17 protein-coding genes are annotated in these 13,936 nt (G+C 63.9%); 8 read left to right on the top strand and 9 right to left on the bottom strand.

Annotation, left to right across the window (positions count from 1 at the left end; all coding sequences use genetic code 11):
• Window positions 1-25 precede the first annotated feature (25 nt).
• The 3 genes from P1U55_RS00470 to ubiA form a co-directional block, all read right to left on the bottom strand.
• The gene (locus P1U55_RS00470; protein WP_301045495.1) at window positions 26-355 is read right to left on the bottom strand and encodes a hypothetical protein; all 330 of its coding nucleotides are present in this window, start codon (window positions 353-355) and stop codon (window positions 26-28) included.
• On the bottom strand, window positions 348-2,261 hold the full coding sequence (locus P1U55_RS00465; protein ID WP_301045494.1) for an OmpA family protein: 1,914 nt from the start codon (window positions 2,259-2,261) through the stop codon (window positions 348-350). The genes P1U55_RS00470 and P1U55_RS00465 overlap by 8 nt, the downstream gene beginning before the upstream one ends.
• 69 nt (window positions 2,262-2,330) lie before the next feature.
• Entirely contained in the window at window positions 2,331-3,293 is a 963-nt protein-coding gene (gene ubiA, locus P1U55_RS00460) for a 4-hydroxybenzoate octaprenyltransferase (protein WP_301045493.1), read from the bottom strand.
• 12 nt (window positions 3,294-3,305) lie between these two features.
• Between ubiA and P1U55_RS00455 the strand changes: the two genes are divergently transcribed.
• The 4 genes from P1U55_RS00455 to P1U55_RS00440 all read left to right on the top strand — a co-directional run bounded on the left by P1U55_RS00455 (window position 3,306) and on the right by P1U55_RS00440 (window position 6,347).
• Complete coding sequence (locus P1U55_RS00455) at window positions 3,306-4,031, top strand: 16S rRNA (uracil(1498)-N(3))-methyltransferase (RefSeq protein ID WP_301045492.1); 726 nt, start codon at window positions 3,306-3,308, stop codon at window positions 4,029-4,031.
• A complete protein-coding gene (locus P1U55_RS00450; protein ID WP_301045491.1) occupies window positions 4,028-4,546 on the top strand; it encodes a hypothetical protein in 519 nt (172 codons plus the stop codon). The genes P1U55_RS00455 and P1U55_RS00450 overlap by 4 nt, the downstream gene beginning before the upstream one ends.
• Window positions 4,547-4,601: 55 nt before the next feature.
• A complete protein-coding gene (locus P1U55_RS00445) occupies window positions 4,602-5,972 on the top strand; it encodes a glutamate--cysteine ligase (protein WP_301045490.1) in 1,371 nt (456 codons plus the stop codon).
• 129 nt (window positions 5,973-6,101) lie between these two features.
• On the top strand, window positions 6,102-6,347 hold the full coding sequence (locus tag P1U55_RS00440; protein ID WP_301045489.1) for a hypothetical protein: 246 nt from the start codon (window positions 6,102-6,104) through the stop codon (window positions 6,345-6,347).
• A 31-nt stretch (window positions 6,348-6,378) separates the two neighbouring features.
• On the opposite strand, the gene plsY is transcribed toward P1U55_RS00440, so the two are convergent.
• The 6 genes from plsY to P1U55_RS00410 form a co-directional block, all read right to left on the bottom strand.
• Window positions 6,379-7,002 (bottom strand): glycerol-3-phosphate 1-O-acyltransferase PlsY, encoded by a 624-nt coding sequence (gene plsY / locus P1U55_RS00435; protein WP_301045488.1) that lies wholly within the window; start codon window positions 7,000-7,002, stop codon window positions 6,379-6,381.
• A 235-nt stretch (window positions 7,003-7,237) separates the two neighbouring features.
• A complete protein-coding gene (gene pyrC / locus P1U55_RS00430; protein ID WP_301045487.1) occupies window positions 7,238-8,515 on the bottom strand; it encodes a dihydroorotase in 1,278 nt (425 codons plus the stop codon).
• On the bottom strand, window positions 8,512-8,673 hold the full coding sequence (locus P1U55_RS00425; RefSeq protein WP_301045486.1) for a hypothetical protein: 162 nt from the start codon (window positions 8,671-8,673) through the stop codon (window positions 8,512-8,514). Before P1U55_RS00425 ends, pyrC begins: the two co-directional genes overlap by 4 nt.
• A complete protein-coding gene (locus P1U55_RS00420) occupies window positions 8,670-9,230 on the bottom strand; it encodes a hypothetical protein (RefSeq protein WP_301045485.1) in 561 nt (186 codons plus the stop codon). The genes P1U55_RS00425 and P1U55_RS00420 overlap by 4 nt, the downstream gene beginning before the upstream one ends.
• Window positions 9,223-9,681, bottom strand: coding sequence for a hypothetical protein (locus P1U55_RS00415; protein ID WP_301045484.1), 459 nt, complete (start codon window positions 9,679-9,681; stop codon window positions 9,223-9,225). The genes P1U55_RS00420 and P1U55_RS00415 overlap by 8 nt, the downstream gene beginning before the upstream one ends.
• Window positions 9,682-9,686: 5 nt before the next feature.
• Window positions 9,687-10,643: an aspartate carbamoyltransferase catalytic subunit gene (locus tag P1U55_RS00410; protein WP_301045483.1), complete on the bottom strand. Its 957-nt coding sequence runs from the start codon at window positions 10,641-10,643 to the stop codon at window positions 9,687-9,689.
• A gap of 85 nt (window positions 10,644-10,728) precedes the next feature.
• On the opposite strand from P1U55_RS00410, the gene P1U55_RS00405 reads away from it, so the two are divergent.
• The 4 genes from P1U55_RS00405 to P1U55_RS00390 all read left to right on the top strand — a co-directional run.
• Window positions 10,729-11,529: a uracil-DNA glycosylase gene (locus P1U55_RS00405; protein WP_301045545.1), complete on the top strand. Its 801-nt coding sequence runs from the start codon at window positions 10,729-10,731 to the stop codon at window positions 11,527-11,529.
• Window positions 11,530-11,554: 25 nt separating this feature from the next.
• Window positions 11,555-12,175, top strand: a complete 621-nt coding sequence (locus tag P1U55_RS00400) for a LysE family translocator (protein ID WP_301045482.1) — start codon at window positions 11,555-11,557, stop codon at window positions 12,173-12,175.
• On the top strand, window positions 12,172-12,705 hold the full coding sequence (gene moaB / locus P1U55_RS00395) for a molybdenum cofactor biosynthesis protein B (RefSeq protein WP_301045481.1): 534 nt from the start codon (window positions 12,172-12,174) through the stop codon (window positions 12,703-12,705). Before P1U55_RS00400 ends, moaB begins: the two co-directional genes overlap by 4 nt.
• A 249-nt stretch (window positions 12,706-12,954) precedes the next feature.
• Window positions 12,955-13,936, top strand: a 982-nt coding sequence (locus tag P1U55_RS00390) for an HlyD family efflux transporter periplasmic adaptor subunit (protein ID WP_301045480.1), incomplete at its 3' end; no start/stop codon positions are given.

The raw sequence follows: 13,936 nt of genomic DNA, 5'->3' as shown, positions 1-13,936 counted from the left end.
TGATTGGCGGCTGGGGTGGCGGGTGTCAGCCAGCCTGCTGCTGGCGTTCGATCCAGGCGCGCAGTTCTTCGGCCTCCTGGCGGGCGTCACGCAGCCCGTCCATCGCGGCGGAAAGCTCTGCCTCGGTCTGGCTTAGCTGGTTGGTCAACTCGGCCTCGCGCTGTTGCAGATAGGTGATCGCCTGATCGCGGGTTTCCTCGGCATCGTGGAGCGATTGCGCCATCTTGTCCAACTCACCCATCTCCGATTGGGTGACGCGGGTGAGCCGGTGAATCAGCCAATTGGCGAACCAGCCCAACATGAAGGCCACAAAAAGGATGATGGCCGTAACGACGATAAATTCGGATCTACTCACCCGTCTTCTCCACTTGCCCGTCTTCTGCTGCCGGGTTTGCTTCTTCTGCCCCATCGCTGGCCTCGGCGCCAGCCTCCTCGGTCACCAAACCAAAGGCAATGCGGCGGTTGGCTTCGCGGCCTGCTTCGGTGTCATTGTCAGCAATCGGGTTTTCTTCGCCGTAGCCGCGCGCCTCGATCCGCGAGGTCAGAACCCGGCGTGCCGCCAGCGCGTTCAGCACTGCTTCGGCGCGCTGCTGCGAAAGCTGCTGGTTCATCTCTTCGCGGCCCTGGCTATCGGTGTAGCCGCTGATCTCGATGTTCATTTCAACCTTGGCGCACTTGTCTTTCAGCACGTCGGCGATTTTGTCCATCACACCCACCGCATCGCCGGTGATCTCCACCGAGCCCGGCTCGAAGGTGATCTTGGTCGCTTCGTTGATCGCCTTGATCTTTGCAATGCATTCCTCAGCGCTGGGCAGGGCGGCGAGCGGATCAAGCGCCTCTGTATAGGTGACCTCGATCTTGAAATGCGCCCCCTCGCCAAGCCGCGCGGCAAGGTGGCGGGCGATCTCGGCCTTGGCCTCGGGGTTGCCGGTGAGGCCGCGCACCTCGATATAGCTGGGCTGCACGATCACCGAGCCATTGTTCACCTCGGAGAGTGCTTGCAGCCCGGCCAGCACGCGCACCGGCCAGCCATCGGGCAAGGCTGGGTCAATCCGGGTGGCAGCGTAAACCGCTTGCGAACCAAAGTGTGCCTTGGCAAAGCTCTCGACCGCCTCGCGCACCTGCGCATTGGTGACGCGTCCGCGCAACTGCACATTGCCCTCGGGGCTGCGGGTGGCAACAAACTCTGGCGGGCCATTGCCCTCACCCGTGCCATTCACGTTAACCTTTTCGGGCAGGGTCGAGGTGAGCGAGAACACGTCGGGAAGGTTGCTTTCCAACTCGCCAACCACCCGGTCAAAGGCGCTTTGCCCGGTGTCGGGCGTGGCCAGCAGCGACACATCGGCATCTGAAAAGGTGATCGAGCCACCGCCCAATTCGCCCACAGCCTTGATCCCCAGATCGGCGGCTTCGGCCCATTCGGGGGTGGGCACGCCAAGGCCGAGCACGCAATCTGCATCGCCCTCAAGCCCGGCGGCGCGGGCGGCGGCAAGAATGCGGCGGCGGCTGGCCTCGGTATCGGCGGAACAGGCATCAAACCGGGCGGTTCCGTTTTCGTCGATCAAAAAGCGCAGGGTGAAGGGGGTGATCACCGGGCGCGGCGCGGTGATGTTGATCCGCAGGTTCAGCCCATCGGGGGCGCGGCGCTGTAGCCTTGCCTCCAGCTGGCGCTTTTCTGAACCGGAAGATGAAATGGCGGTGATCGCAACCTGGTCCGCAGAGATCGAAATCTTGGAGCGGGGCAGCAATTCCAGCGCCTCCAGTCCAAAATCCACCGCATCGTCCCAGCCATCGGGCACAGGATAATCGGCGGTTTCCAGCAGATCGGTGACCTCGGTATCATCACCCGCATCGGAGATATCTTCGGCAAATTCCTCACGGTCGATTGTGGCCGGGATCAGCCCGATCATCGACACGCCATCGTCGTTGCGCAAAATCTCGATGGAGAACTTTGGCGCGGTGATCGGTTTGGCGGGCGTCACTTCAACCTGGTCGATAACGCGGGAGGCATCGACGACCTTGGCCGCGGTCGACAGCGCGCGAAAGCGGTCAGCCTCAGTTGGGGCGGTGCCGGACACTTGCACCTGTAGGCCATCGGTTTCGACCTTGGCCCAATCTGTTCCGGCTTCGATCAATGCGGTCTTGACCGCTGAGCGAGAGCCACTTTCGATCATCCCGGCCGCGGCGGTGGCGCTGACATAGCAAAGCCCACCTGCAACGATCAGGGTGGTCACGGTGATGATCCTGGAGCGAAGGGCCATGTGGTTCCCTGTGGTGGTGGTTGACAGTTCCTTTAGTCCCGCCAGCGCGGGGGTGCAATCATCGGCTGTTCACAGAAGGATGACGACGGCAAGAAACAGCACGGGCAGCAGCCCCGCATCCCGATTGGCGCGAAACAGCCGCAGGCACGTTTGCGGGTTGGCGGTGTCAAGCTGGCCAAGCTGCCACGCCATATGCCAGCCCATCGCCCAGGCCCCGCCCACCGCAAGGGCAAGCTGGAGCGGCGAGGCCGGATCAATCAGCGCGGCAATTACCGCCACAGTCAGCAGGGTGATGGTGAGCGCCAGAAACAGCCGCAGGATCGCGGGTGAGTTGTCTCCAAACAGCCGCGCGGTGGATTTGACCCCGATCAGCGCGTCATCTTCCACATCCTGGTGGGCATAGATCGTGTCATAAAAGATCGTCCAGGCGATGCCCGCCGCATAAAGAAACACCGGCGCCAGTGAGAGCGAGCCGGTGTGCGCAGCCCATGCCAGCAAGGCACCCCAGTTGAAGGCAAGCCCCAGGAAGATTTGCGGCCACCAGGTGAAACGCTTGGCAAACGGGTAGATCGCCACCAGCCCAAGCGATGCCACCCCGAGCCAGATCGCAGTGGCATTGAAGGTGAGCAGGATCGCAAGGGCGATGAGCGCCTGCACCCCCATCCAAACCGCCGCCTGCGCCACCGAAACCTGCCCCGAGGGGATTGGCCTTGAGCGGGTGCGGGCAACCTTGTCGTCGATGTCGCGGTCGGTGATGTCATTCCATGTGCAGCCTGCGCCGCGCATCAGCCAGGCCCCCAGAGCACAGCCAATGATGATCCACAGATCAAACCACCGCCAGCCGGTGGAAGCCGCCGCAAGCAGAACGCCCCACCAGCAGGGGATGAGCAAAAGCCATGTGCCAACGGGCCTGTCGGCACGCGAGAGGCGCAGGTAGGGGCGGGTGGCTTTGGGGGCCAGCCTGTCTACCCAATTGCCACTTACGGCGTCCGCAACGGCGGCTGTCTCTGGCGTTTCGTCGCTGGCGGTCATATCTCTGGCTCCATGGCACGCAAGGCAAAGGTCAGGCTCTATGTAGAGCACGCGCTGGGGGCGGGGCAAATGGTCCCTCTGTCGCGGGAGCAGGCGCATTATCTCTTTGGGGTGATGCGGCTTGGTGTGGGCGATGCGCTGTTCGTTTTCAACGGCGAGGCCGGGGAGTGGCGGGTTGATGTGGTGGAGGCGGACAAGCGCCGTGGTGTGCTGGCCTGCGTTGAGCAAACCGCCCCGCAAAGCCAGCCGCCAGACTTGTGGCTGCTGTTCGCCCCGATCAAGAAGGCGCGCACCGATTTCATCGTTGAGAAGGCGGCCGAGATGGGGGCGGCGCGAATTTGCCCGGTGCTGACCGATTTCACCAATGCTGAACGTGTGCGCGTGGATCGCCTTCAGGCGCATGCTGTTGAGGCCGCCGAGCAATGCGGCGGCACCTTTGTGCCCGAGGTCGCAGCCCCGGTGAAACTGGCCGATATGCTGGGCCAATGGCCTGAGGAGCGGCAGCTGATGTTTTGCAATGAAGGGCTGGTTGGCAGCGCGGCGGGCCTCTCGGGCAAGCCGGGGCCTTGGGCGGTGCTGATTGGCCCTGAGGGTGGCTTTTCGGAAGGGGAGCGCAGCCGGCTTGCGGCGATGGAGCAGGCGCACCCGGTATCGCTTGGCCCGCGCATTTTGCGGGCTGATACGGCGGCGGTGGCGGCGCTGACGATGTGGCAGATGGCGCTGGGAGATTGGCAATGATTCGCCCCGCTGTGCGCATCTGGCTCTACCGCTGGCGCGAGGTGCTGGTGGCGGGGGCGGTAATGCTGGCCGGTTTGGCGCTGGCGGCAACCTCATCAGGGTTGATCCATGTGGCCGGGTTGATCCTGGCGGCGCTGGGGGCTGTGGTGCTGTTCACGGCGGTGCAACGCGCCCGGATACAGCCGCGTTCTGGTGGGCCGGGGGTGGTGGAGCTGGACGAGGGCGCGGTGCGCTACCTCACGCCGGGCGGTGGGCTTACGATCTCGCTGCCTGCGGTGACCCGGATCGAGATAGAAACCACCGGCGATGGCCCTGGTGCCGATGATCTCTTCTGGATTTTTGAAACACCTGAAGGGGTTGGCCGCATTCCCGGCTCGGCGCATGGCTCTGATCTGCTGATCGACGCGCTCGCCAGCTTCCCCGGTGCCTCTTACGAACAAGTGATCGCGGCGTCGGGATCGGTGGAGCCTGCGCGCTTTGCCATATGGGCCAAGCCGCGCCGTCTCTTGCATTGACTTCACGCCGCATTCGTCCCAACTCTGGCGCTCCACGCAAGAGCGGAGCGCGCAGATGTCTATTCCCCAATCCGGCGGCGGGCCGATTGAACGGCACGAGCAGATGGCCGAGTACCTGGCCGAGGGCTGCAAGCCCAAGGAAGACTGGCGCATTGGCACCGAACACGAGAAATTTGGCTACTGCCGCGACACGCTGAAGCCGCTGCCCTATGAGGGTGAACGCTCGATCCGGGCGGTGCTTGAGGCGCTGCGCGACAGCTATGGATGGGACCCGGTTGAAGAGGGCGGCCACCTGATTGGCCTCACCAAGGACGGCGCCAACGTGAGCCTTGAGCCGGGTGGCGCGCTGGAGCTTTCGGGGGCCCCGCTGGAAACCATTCACCAGACCTGCGACGAGGTGAACGAACACCTGCGCGAAGTGAAGGAAATCTCTGACAAAATCGGCGTTGGCTTCATTGGCCTTGGCGCGGCGCCTATCTGGAAGCATGAGGAAATGCCCCTTATGCCGAAGGGCCGTTACAAGCTGATGAACGACTACATGCAGCAAGTTGGCACCATGGGCACAACCATGATGCGGCGAACCTGCACAGTGCAGGTGAACCTTGATTTTGGCTCCGAAGCGGACATGGTGCAAAAGTTCCGTGTGGCGCTGGCGTTGCAGCCTTTGGCGGTGGCGCTTTTTGCCAATTCGCCGTTCTTTGAGGGCAAATTGAACGGGCACAAAAGCTATCGTTCGCTGGTCTGGCGCAACCTTGATGATGCGCGCACCGGGATGCTTCCGTTTGCGTTTGACGAGGGCTTTGGCTTTGAAGCCTATGTGCAATATGCGCTCGATGTGCCGATGTATTTTGTGTATCGGGATGGAAAGTATATCAATGCCTTAGGCCAGTCTTTCCGCGATTTCCTCAAGGGGGAACTGCCCGCGCTGCCGGGCGAAAAGCCCACGCTGAGCGATTGGGCCGATCACCTGACCACGATCTTCCCCGAGGCGCGGCTGAAGAAGTTTATCGAGATGCGCGGCGCCGATGGCGGGCCGTGGCGGCGGCTGTGTGCGCTGCCGGCCTTTTGGGTGGGCCTCACCTATGACCAGACGGCGCTGGATGCCGCCTGGGACATGGCCAAGGGCTGGAGCGCGGAAACGCGCGAAGCGCTGCGCGTGGCAGCCTCGGTGGACGGGCTGCAAGGCGAGGTCGATGGCATGAAGATCCACGATCTTGCCAAAGAAGCCGTTAACATTGCGCACGCTGGCCTGAAAGCGCGGGCGCGGCCCGGCTCTGGTGGCCTGGTTCCCGATGAAACCCACTTCCTGAACGCGCTGCAAGACAGCATTGAGAGCGGAAAAACCCCCGCCGACGAGCTGCTGGAGCATTACCACGGCGACTGGAATGGCGATATCACCCGGATTTTCCCAGAGTACAGCTACTAACGTTAAGGCCGCGTGAATTGCGCGCGGCCTCGCATCGCTATGCCAGACGTTGTTCTTGACCCAACGGTAAAAGCTGGGCCACCATCCTCTTATTGTTCAAAAATACCATGCAAACAGGGGATTATTTCCATGCGTGACACCATTATCAAAATTGCAGAAGTCCTGATCTGGGTGGCCGGTGCGTTGGTGGCGATTATCGGCATCATCGGCGGTATCGTTGCCATTGTGCAGGGTGAATTGGCGGGGCTGGGCGCGATCTTTGCGGCGCCGCTGGTGGCGATCATCTACATGGCGGGGTTCTTCATTTTCATCGGGAATTACTACAACCGCCGCCGGATTGCCGATGCGGTCGAGAAGCTTGCAGCACGCGGCTAACCCGCTGGCAAATCACCCGAAAAGCCGCGCCTCACGGGGCGGCTTTTTGCTTTCCGGCGCCGATCTTTGGCTCGGTTCCGGCCTTGAGGCGGCGGATGTTTTCGGCGTGGCGCAGGTAGATCAGGGCGGTGAGCGCGATGCCAAGGAAAAAGCCCTGACCATAGCCCAGTGTGAACATGTAAAGCGTTGAAAGCGCGGCAGAAAACAAAGCCGCCATAGAGCTGATACGGGTGACAGCCGCCATCACCAGCCATGTGGCGCAGCAGGCAAGGCCAACCAGCGGTGCAAGGGCGAGCATGGTGCCAAGGAAGGTTGCCACCCCTTTGCCGCCCTTGAACTTGAGCCAAACCGGGAAGATGTGCCCCAAAAAGGCAGATAAAGCAGCCACTTGCGCCGCATCCTCACCCAGCACGGCGCGGGCGATCAGCACCGCGACGGCGCCCTTTGCGGCATCAAAAAGCAGGGTCAGCGCGGCGGCGGGTTTGGAGCCGGTGCGCAGCACGTTGGTGGCCCCGATGTTGCCTGACCCGACCGAGCGCAAATCCCCCAGCCCAAAGGCCCGCGCCATGACCATGCCAAAGGGCACAGAGCCAAGCAGGTAAGCCAAAATCGCGGTTAACGCGAGCAGCGGGGCAGCGGTGGTAATATCGGGCATTTGCACTCCTTCGTGGGATGGTATGCGCCAAAGGGCCCCCATCGGGCAAGTGTGTTAAAGCCGCGAGGATTCGCAAAAAGCGAAGGGCCACAAGGGATGCACAACCGATGCACAACCCATACATCTCGCTCTTGCGGCATTGCCCCCTTCCCGCAACGCGCGGTGAGGTAAGGCTGTGGGCGGGGCTTTAAGGCGCGGTTAACTGTGTTTTTGCACCGTTTTGGAGGCGTCGCGGTTAGTGGACGCGCGCGCCCGCCACCCAGGTGCCCAGCACCCGGCCCTCCATGCGCTGGCCATCAAACGGGGTGTTCTTGGATTTTGATTTCAGCGTCCAGCGATCAAGCACGAAGGGCGCGTTGGGATCAAACAGCGTAAGATCAGCTGGGGCTCCGGGGGTGAGGCGGCCCGAGGGCAGGCCCAAGCGGCTGGCGGGCCGAAGCGCCATGGCGCGGAAGAGTTGCGGCAAGCCAAGGTGCCCGGCATGAACAAGGCGCAGCGCGGCGGGCAGCAGGGTTTCAAGCCCCACCGCGCCAGAGGCGGCTTCCTCGAACGGCAGGCGCTTGCTTTCCTCGTCCTGCGGGGTGTGCATGGAGGAGATCACATCAATCAGCCCGGTGGCGACGGCCTCGACCATGGCAAGGCGGTCGTCCTCATCGCGCAGCGGCGGCTTTACCTTGAAGAAGGTGCGGTAGTCGCCCACGTCGAGCGCGTTGAGCGTGAGGTGGTGGATCGAAACGCCTGCGGTAATGTCAAACCCGTTGCCCTTGGCGCGCTCCAGCGAGGGCAGGGCGCGGGCGGCGGTGATCTGGTCAAAGTGGTAGCGCGCGCCGGTCATCTCCACCAGCGCCACGTCACGGTCGATCCCCATCCGCTCGGCCATGGGAGACACGGCGGGCAGGCCCATCAACGTGGCAAATTTGCCCGAGGTCACGGCGGCCCCGGCAGAGAGGCCCGGCTCTTGCGGGTGGCCGATCACCAGTGCGCCAAGTTCGCGGGCATAGGTGAGGGCGCGGGTGAGCACCTTGGTATTGGCGATGACCTTGTCGCCATCTGAAAAGGCCACGGCACCGGCGTCGGTGAGAAAGCCGATCTCGGTCATCTCGCGGCCCTCGCGCCCCTTGGTGAGGGTGGCCATGGGGGCGATGCGCACCGGCGAAGCCTCAGCCGCGCGGCGGGTGACAAACTCCAGCGTTTCGGGGCTGTCGATGCAGGGGATGGTATCGGGGCGCATGACCATGGTTGTCACCCCGCCCGCCGCTGCCGCCTGCCCGGCGGATTTGAAGCTTTCCTTATGGCGCTCGCCCGGTTCGCAGATTTTCACCCCCAGGTCGACGATGCCGGGCGCAAGGCAATGCCCGCCGCCATCGACAATCTCGGCCCCTTCGGAAGGCAGCGCCTCGCCCGCGCCAGAGACCCCGGCGATGTGCCCGTTTTCGACAAGCAGCGTGCCGGGCGTTTCGGTGAGGGCTTCGGGATCAATCAGGGTGACGTTGGTGAAGATTGTGCGGGTCATGTGCTGGGTTCCTTGAGCGCCTTGCGCGCCAGTTGATAGACCTTGCGGCCATCGGAGACAGGCTTTTGCCCAAAGCGCCTTTGGGCAAGGTCGCCGGGGCGGGCCACGTGGCCGGTGTTGGGGAGGCCTTGCCAGCCGAGGGGCAAGGCGCGGCTCATCGGCCTTTGCCCCGGATCGCGGTGAGGGCGGTTTCGGCGGCAATGGCATCAGCCTCCGACAGCCCGCCAAAGCCGATGGGATTGGGGGGGCCGCTGTGCTCTGTGTTGCTCCGTTGCGCGGTGCGGTGGGCGGGAACCTGGATCAGCACCGACCACGCACCATCCTTACCCTCAACCCGCGTGATCCTGCCGTCCTTGGGGATGGTAAAGCGCTTCAGATCGCGCCCGCTCTGAAGGATCATCGCGCGCGAACGGGTGACACCATAGCGGGTGCGGGCATTGGCGGCGCGGGCGTAGGCCGGGGCGATGAGGGCGAAGGCCACGAAGAGCCCGCCCGAGAGGAGCACAACGCCGAGCCAAGGGGCAAAGGGGCCCTCCATCTCATCAAGATTGGCGAGGCCAAGCGCAAGGAACAGCGCAAAGCAGGCGAGCATCCCCCAGCCCACAAAACGGATGATCGCAAAGCCCTTGCCAAGCGCGCGGGTGTGGGTGGGCTTGCCCTGCCATGTGAGCCTGTCGCCGGGCAGCAGGTGAGGGGTGAGGGCCGTGTCACTCATGCGGGGCCTCGCCTTTTTGGGCGGCGATCTGTGCATTGATCCGCCGCTTCATCTCGGACGCGTGGGGGATGTAGAGCGCACGGAATTTGGTGCCGCTGCGCAGGCGGATCCCCACAGAATACCACAGCCAGAGCGAGACATGGGTGATCTCCGAAAGCGCAATATCCACCACCTCGCCATCAGAGCCATGCAGGCGCAGCCGGTCCGGGAACAGCACCCAGCGCTCGCGGCGGTGACGCAGCCATTTTTGGTGGTCGTCAAACAGAAAGCCCCAGATCAGCGGGGTAACGAGGAAAATCGCCAGCGCGGCAAGCACCGCCCCCGAAAGGGTAAGCTCCACGAGGGTGCTAATAAAGGGGCTGAAGATTATCGCCGTGACCGCGCCCAAGGCGAAGTAGCGGATGATGAACACCCGCAGGGAGGGGCAGTAGGTGGCGATGGATTCAAGCACTGCGGCTACACCTCCACCGGGGCGGTCTCACGCTCGGCACGCAGGCCTTGGGCCAGCAGGTCCATCGCGGCCATGCGCACGGCGACGCCCATTTCAACCTGTTCCCGGATGACCGAGCGGTTGATGTCATCGGCAATCGCGCCGTCAATCTCGATGCCGCGGTTCATTGGACCGGGGTGCATGACGATGGCATCGGGGGCGGCGTGGGCGAGCTTTTCGGCGTTGAGGCCGTAGCGGTGGTAATATTCACGCTCGGACGGGATGAAGCCGCCGTCCATCCGTTCGCGCTGGAGGCGCAGCATCATCACCACATCACAGCCCGCGAGGCCCTCTTCCATATCGGTGTAAACCTCGCACCCGAGGTCGGCAAAGTCGCGTGGCAGCAGGGTGGCGGGGCCAACGAGGCGCAGGCGGTTTTCCATTTTATGCAGCAGCATGATGTTGGACCGGGCCACGCGGGAGTGGGCGATATCGCCGCAGATCGCGATGTTGAGCCGGTGCAGGCGGCCCTTGGCGCGCCTGATGGTGAGCGCATCAAGCAGGGCCTGGGTGGGGTGTTCGTGGCGGCCATCACCGGCGTTCAGCACCGCGCAGTTGACCTTTTGCGCCAGCAGGTCCACCGCGCCGGAATGCGGGTGGCGCACGACCAGCAGATCGGGGTGCATGGCGTTGAGGGTGAGGGCCGTGTCGATCAGGGTTTCGCCCTTTTTGATCGAGGAGGCCTGCATGACCATGTTCATCACATCGGCCCCCAGCCGCTTGCCAGCCAGTTCAAAGGAGGCCTGCGTGCGGGTCGACGTTTCGAAGAACATGTTGATCTGGGTGAGACCCGCCAGCGCATCGGCGTGCTTTTGCGGCGCGCGGTTGAGGGCAACGTAGCGCTCCGCCAGATCGAGGATTGCGGTGATCTCACCGGGGGTGAGCGTGGCGATGCCAAGCAGGTGACGGGCGCGCAAGGTCATGGATGTCCCCCAGTATTTTCCGGCAGCTTATAGCAGGGTTACGGGGCGCTTCAACATGGTGGAGAAAGGGCGTATGGCTTGGGCCATGGATGGGGATTTCGACAGATGGGCGATGCTGGCCGCTTTGGAGTGGCAGGCGGAGCTTGGCGCGGTGGAGGCGATTGGCCCCGAGCCTGTTGATCGGTTTGAGAGCACCAAGGCCGAGCGAGAGGCCAAGGCCGCCCGTGCCAAGGCCCCCGCCAAAGGCGCGCCGCCGCCGCCGGTGAAGGCCGTTGAGGTGGATGCCGTCGCCGTGGCAAAGGCCGCAGCAAAAGGCGCGGCCACGCTGGAAGAGCTGGCCGCCGTGCAGGAAGCCTTTGAACATTGTGACCTGAAGCGCGGGGCGCGGAACTTTGTGTTTGCCGATGGCGATCCGCGTGCGCGGGTGATGGTGATCGGGGAAGCGCCGGGGCAGGAGGAGGACCGCGAGGGCAAGCCGTTTGTGGGCCGCTCGGGGCAGTTGCTTGACCGGATGTTTGCCGCGATTGGCCTTTCCCGCCAAGCCCCCGATGCTGGGGCGGCGCTTTACATCACCAACGTGGTGCCATGGCGCCCGCCGCAAAACCGTGATCCGGAGCCGGGTGAGCTTGCCATGATGCGCCCTTTCGTGGAGCGCCACATCGCGCTGGTGGACCCGGAGTTGATTGTGTTGATGGGCAACCCCGCCTGCCGCGCGCTGATTGGCCGCGCCGGGATCACACGGCTGCGGGGGCGCTGGCATGAGCTGGGCGAGCGCCCGGTGATGCCGATGTTCCACCCCTCTTACCTGCTGCGCCGACCGGAGAACAAAAAGCACGCCTGGGCCGATTTGCTCACCATCAAGGCCCGGCTGGAGGGCATGGGATGACAGTGCGCGGCGGGGGTGTGGCGCAATGATTGACGGGGTGATGTTGCTCGCCTTCTTGCCCGCCGCCTTGGCGCTGAACTTCACGCCGGGGGCGGATATGATGTTTGTTCTGGCGCAGGGGTTGCGCGGCGGGCGGGGCGCGGCGATGGCCGCCAATGCCGGGATCGCGCTGGGCTGCTTTGGCCATGTGTTGGCGGCGGGCCTGGGCCTTGCCGCGCTGGTGCAGGCCGCGCCTGCCGCCTTTGACGTGATCCGCTGGGTGGGGGTGAGCTACCTGTTGTGGCTGGCGTGGAAGGCCCTGCGGGCCGCAGCGCCGGGCCGGGCTGATGCGGTGGGGCTGGTGCCTGCAAAGGCATTTGTGCAGGCGCTGGTGGTGAACCTGACCAACCCGAAGGTGATCTTGTTTGTGCTGGCCTTCCTGCCGCAGTTCGTAGACCCAACGCGCCCGGTGCTGGCGCAATTTCTGCTGCTTGGCGTGGTGCTTTCGGCGGGCGGATTTGTGGTGAATGGCGCGGTTGGGCTTGGGGCCGGCTCATTGGGCCGAGCCCTTGCGGGCTCATCCCGCTTCGCCCGCGTATTGGGCTGGGTTTCGGCGGGGGTATTTGGCGCGTTGGCGGTGCGTTTGGCGATAATGGAAAGGACATGACGATGGAAAAGCAGTTTATCCCGGTGCGCATTGCGGTGCTCACGGTTTCTGACACGCGCAGCCTTGAGGAAGACCGTTCGGGCGATGCGCTGGTAGCGCGGATCGAGGCGGCGGGCCATGTGCTGGCGGCGCGGGATATTGTGCGCGACGAACGCCCGGCAATAGCCGATTTGCTGCGGGCGTGGTGTGCCGAGGATGGGATTGATGTGGTGATCTCGACCGGCGGCACCGGGCTGACGGGCCGCGACGTGACAGTTGAGGCGCATCGGGATGTTTATGAAAAGGAGATCGAGGCTTTTGGCACGGTTTTCACCCATGTTTCGCTGGCCAAGATCGGCACCAGTGCGGTGCAGTCGCGCGCAACCGGGGGCGTGGCGCAGGGCACCTATCTGTTTGCGCTGCCCGGCTCGCCGGGGGCGTGCAAGGATGCCTGGGACGAGATCCTTGAGGCGCAGTTCGACTACCGCCACAAGCCCTGCAATTTTGTAGAGATCATGCCGCGCCTTGATGAGCACCTGCGCCGAAGCTAGAGTTTTTGGCCTCCGGCGGGGATATTTGGAGCAAGAAAATGAGCGGGCACCGGGGGAAAACCTGAAACGGTTGAGCGCCAGGCGGTTGAGGCGGGTAGGCGCTTTTGGCTTGGGTCCGGCCACAAAAAGCCTTTCCTGTGGCAAAAAGTTTCGACGGAAATGTTCTATTGCTGCGTAACAACGTTGTGGCTTTGGCTGAATCCGGCAAAAGGCTAGGGTCGCACAGATCGTCAACTGCACGGTAAGCCTATGAATTTCTTGCGTCGTTCCCTGATGGGGCTGTTTTTACTCTCGATCACGCTGGGGCTTTTGGCCGTGGCGGGCGCAAGCTTTTGGGGGGCGGTGCAGGAGCGGATGAACCGTGAGGCCTTTCAGCGGCCTGCGCGCGAACGTGTGGCCGGGGTGAATGTGCTGGCGCTGGAGTTTGGCTCTGCGGTGCCGGTGATGGAGGCCTTTGGCGAGGTGCGCTCGAAGCGGACGCTGGATATCCGGGCCTCGGCGGCGGGGCGAATTGTGGAGCTTTCCGAAGGGTTTACCGAAGGCGGCGCGGTGGAAGCGGGTGAGCTATTGGCGCGGGTTGATCCGGTGAATGCCGAATCTGCGCTGGAAGTGGCGCAGACCGATCTGGCCGAGGCCGAGGCGGAATTGCGGGATGCTTCGCGGGCGCTGGAGCTTTCGCGCGATGATCAGGCCGGGGCCGAGCGGCAGGCCGAGTTGCGCGAAGCCGCCCTGGCCCGCCAGTCCAGCTTGCAGGAGCGCGGTGTGGGCTCGGCGGCGGCGGTGGAAGTGGCGGCGCTGGCAGCCGCTTCGGCCGATCAGGCGGTGCTGACGAAACGCCAGGCGGTGGCGAGCGCCGAAAGCCGGGTGGATCAGGCGCGCAACAGCGTCTCCCGCGCGCGGCTGGCGGTGGCCAATGCCGAGCGTGACCTTGCCGATACAGAAATTCGCGCCGTGTTCAGCGGCACGCTGGCCGATGTGGCGGTGGTGGAGGGTGGCCTTGTGACCGCCAATGAGTTGCTGGCCTCCTTGATTGATCCCGAAGCGCTTGAGGTTTCGTTTCGTCTGTCGACCGCGCAATATGTTCGCCTTTTGAGCGAGGAGGGGCGGCTGATTGGGGCCGAGGTGGATGTGCGGCTTGATGTTTCGGGCCTTGATTTGCTGGCCACGGGGCAGCTCAGCCGGGTGAGCGGCGCGGTGGGCGAAGGCCAGACCGGGCGGCTTATTTTTGCCA

This window comes from Vannielia sp., from assembly GCF_029212645.1.
Lineage (GTDB): Bacteria > Pseudomonadota > Alphaproteobacteria > Rhodobacterales > Rhodobacteraceae > Vannielia.
The sequence above is the reverse complement of the archived record's forward strand: the minus strand, read 5'-3'. Positions and strand labels throughout refer to the sequence as shown.

Coding starts and splice junctions, on each gene's coding strand:
- P1U55_RS00465 (WP_301045494.1), bottom strand. CDS start 2,261: ATGGCCCTTCGCTCCAGGATCATCACCGTGACCACCCTGATCGTTGCA.
- ubiA (WP_301045493.1), bottom strand. CDS start 3,293: ATGACCGCCAGCGACGAAACGCCAGAGACAGCCGCCGTTGCGGACGCC.
- P1U55_RS00455 (WP_301045492.1), top strand. CDS start 3,306: ATGGCACGCAAGGCAAAGGTCAGGCTCTATGTAGAGCACGCGCTGGGG.
- P1U55_RS00450 (WP_301045491.1), top strand. CDS start 4,028: ATGATTCGCCCCGCTGTGCGCATCTGGCTCTACCGCTGGCGCGAGGTG.
- P1U55_RS00445 (WP_301045490.1), top strand. CDS start 4,602: ATGTCTATTCCCCAATCCGGCGGCGGGCCGATTGAACGGCACGAGCAG.
- P1U55_RS00440 (WP_301045489.1), top strand. CDS start 6,102: ATGCGTGACACCATTATCAAAATTGCAGAAGTCCTGATCTGGGTGGCC.
- plsY (WP_301045488.1), bottom strand. CDS start 7,002: ATGCCCGATATTACCACCGCTGCCCCGCTGCTCGCGTTAACCGCGATT.
- pyrC (WP_301045487.1), bottom strand. CDS start 8,515: ATGACCCGCACAATCTTCACCAACGTCACCCTGATTGATCCCGAAGCC.
- P1U55_RS00425 (WP_301045486.1), bottom strand. CDS start 8,673: ATGAGCCGCGCCTTGCCCCTCGGCTGGCAAGGCCTCCCCAACACCGGC.
- P1U55_RS00420 (WP_301045485.1), bottom strand. CDS start 9,230: ATGAGTGACACGGCCCTCACCCCTCACCTGCTGCCCGGCGACAGGCTC.
- P1U55_RS00410 (WP_301045483.1), bottom strand. CDS start 10,643: ATGACCTTGCGCGCCCGTCACCTGCTTGGCATCGCCACGCTCACCCCC.
- P1U55_RS00405 (WP_301045545.1), top strand. CDS start 10,729: ATGGATGGGGATTTCGACAGATGGGCGATGCTGGCCGCTTTGGAGTGG.
- P1U55_RS00400 (WP_301045482.1), top strand. CDS start 11,555: ATGATTGACGGGGTGATGTTGCTCGCCTTCTTGCCCGCCGCCTTGGCG.
- moaB (WP_301045481.1), top strand. CDS start 12,172: ATGACGATGGAAAAGCAGTTTATCCCGGTGCGCATTGCGGTGCTCACG.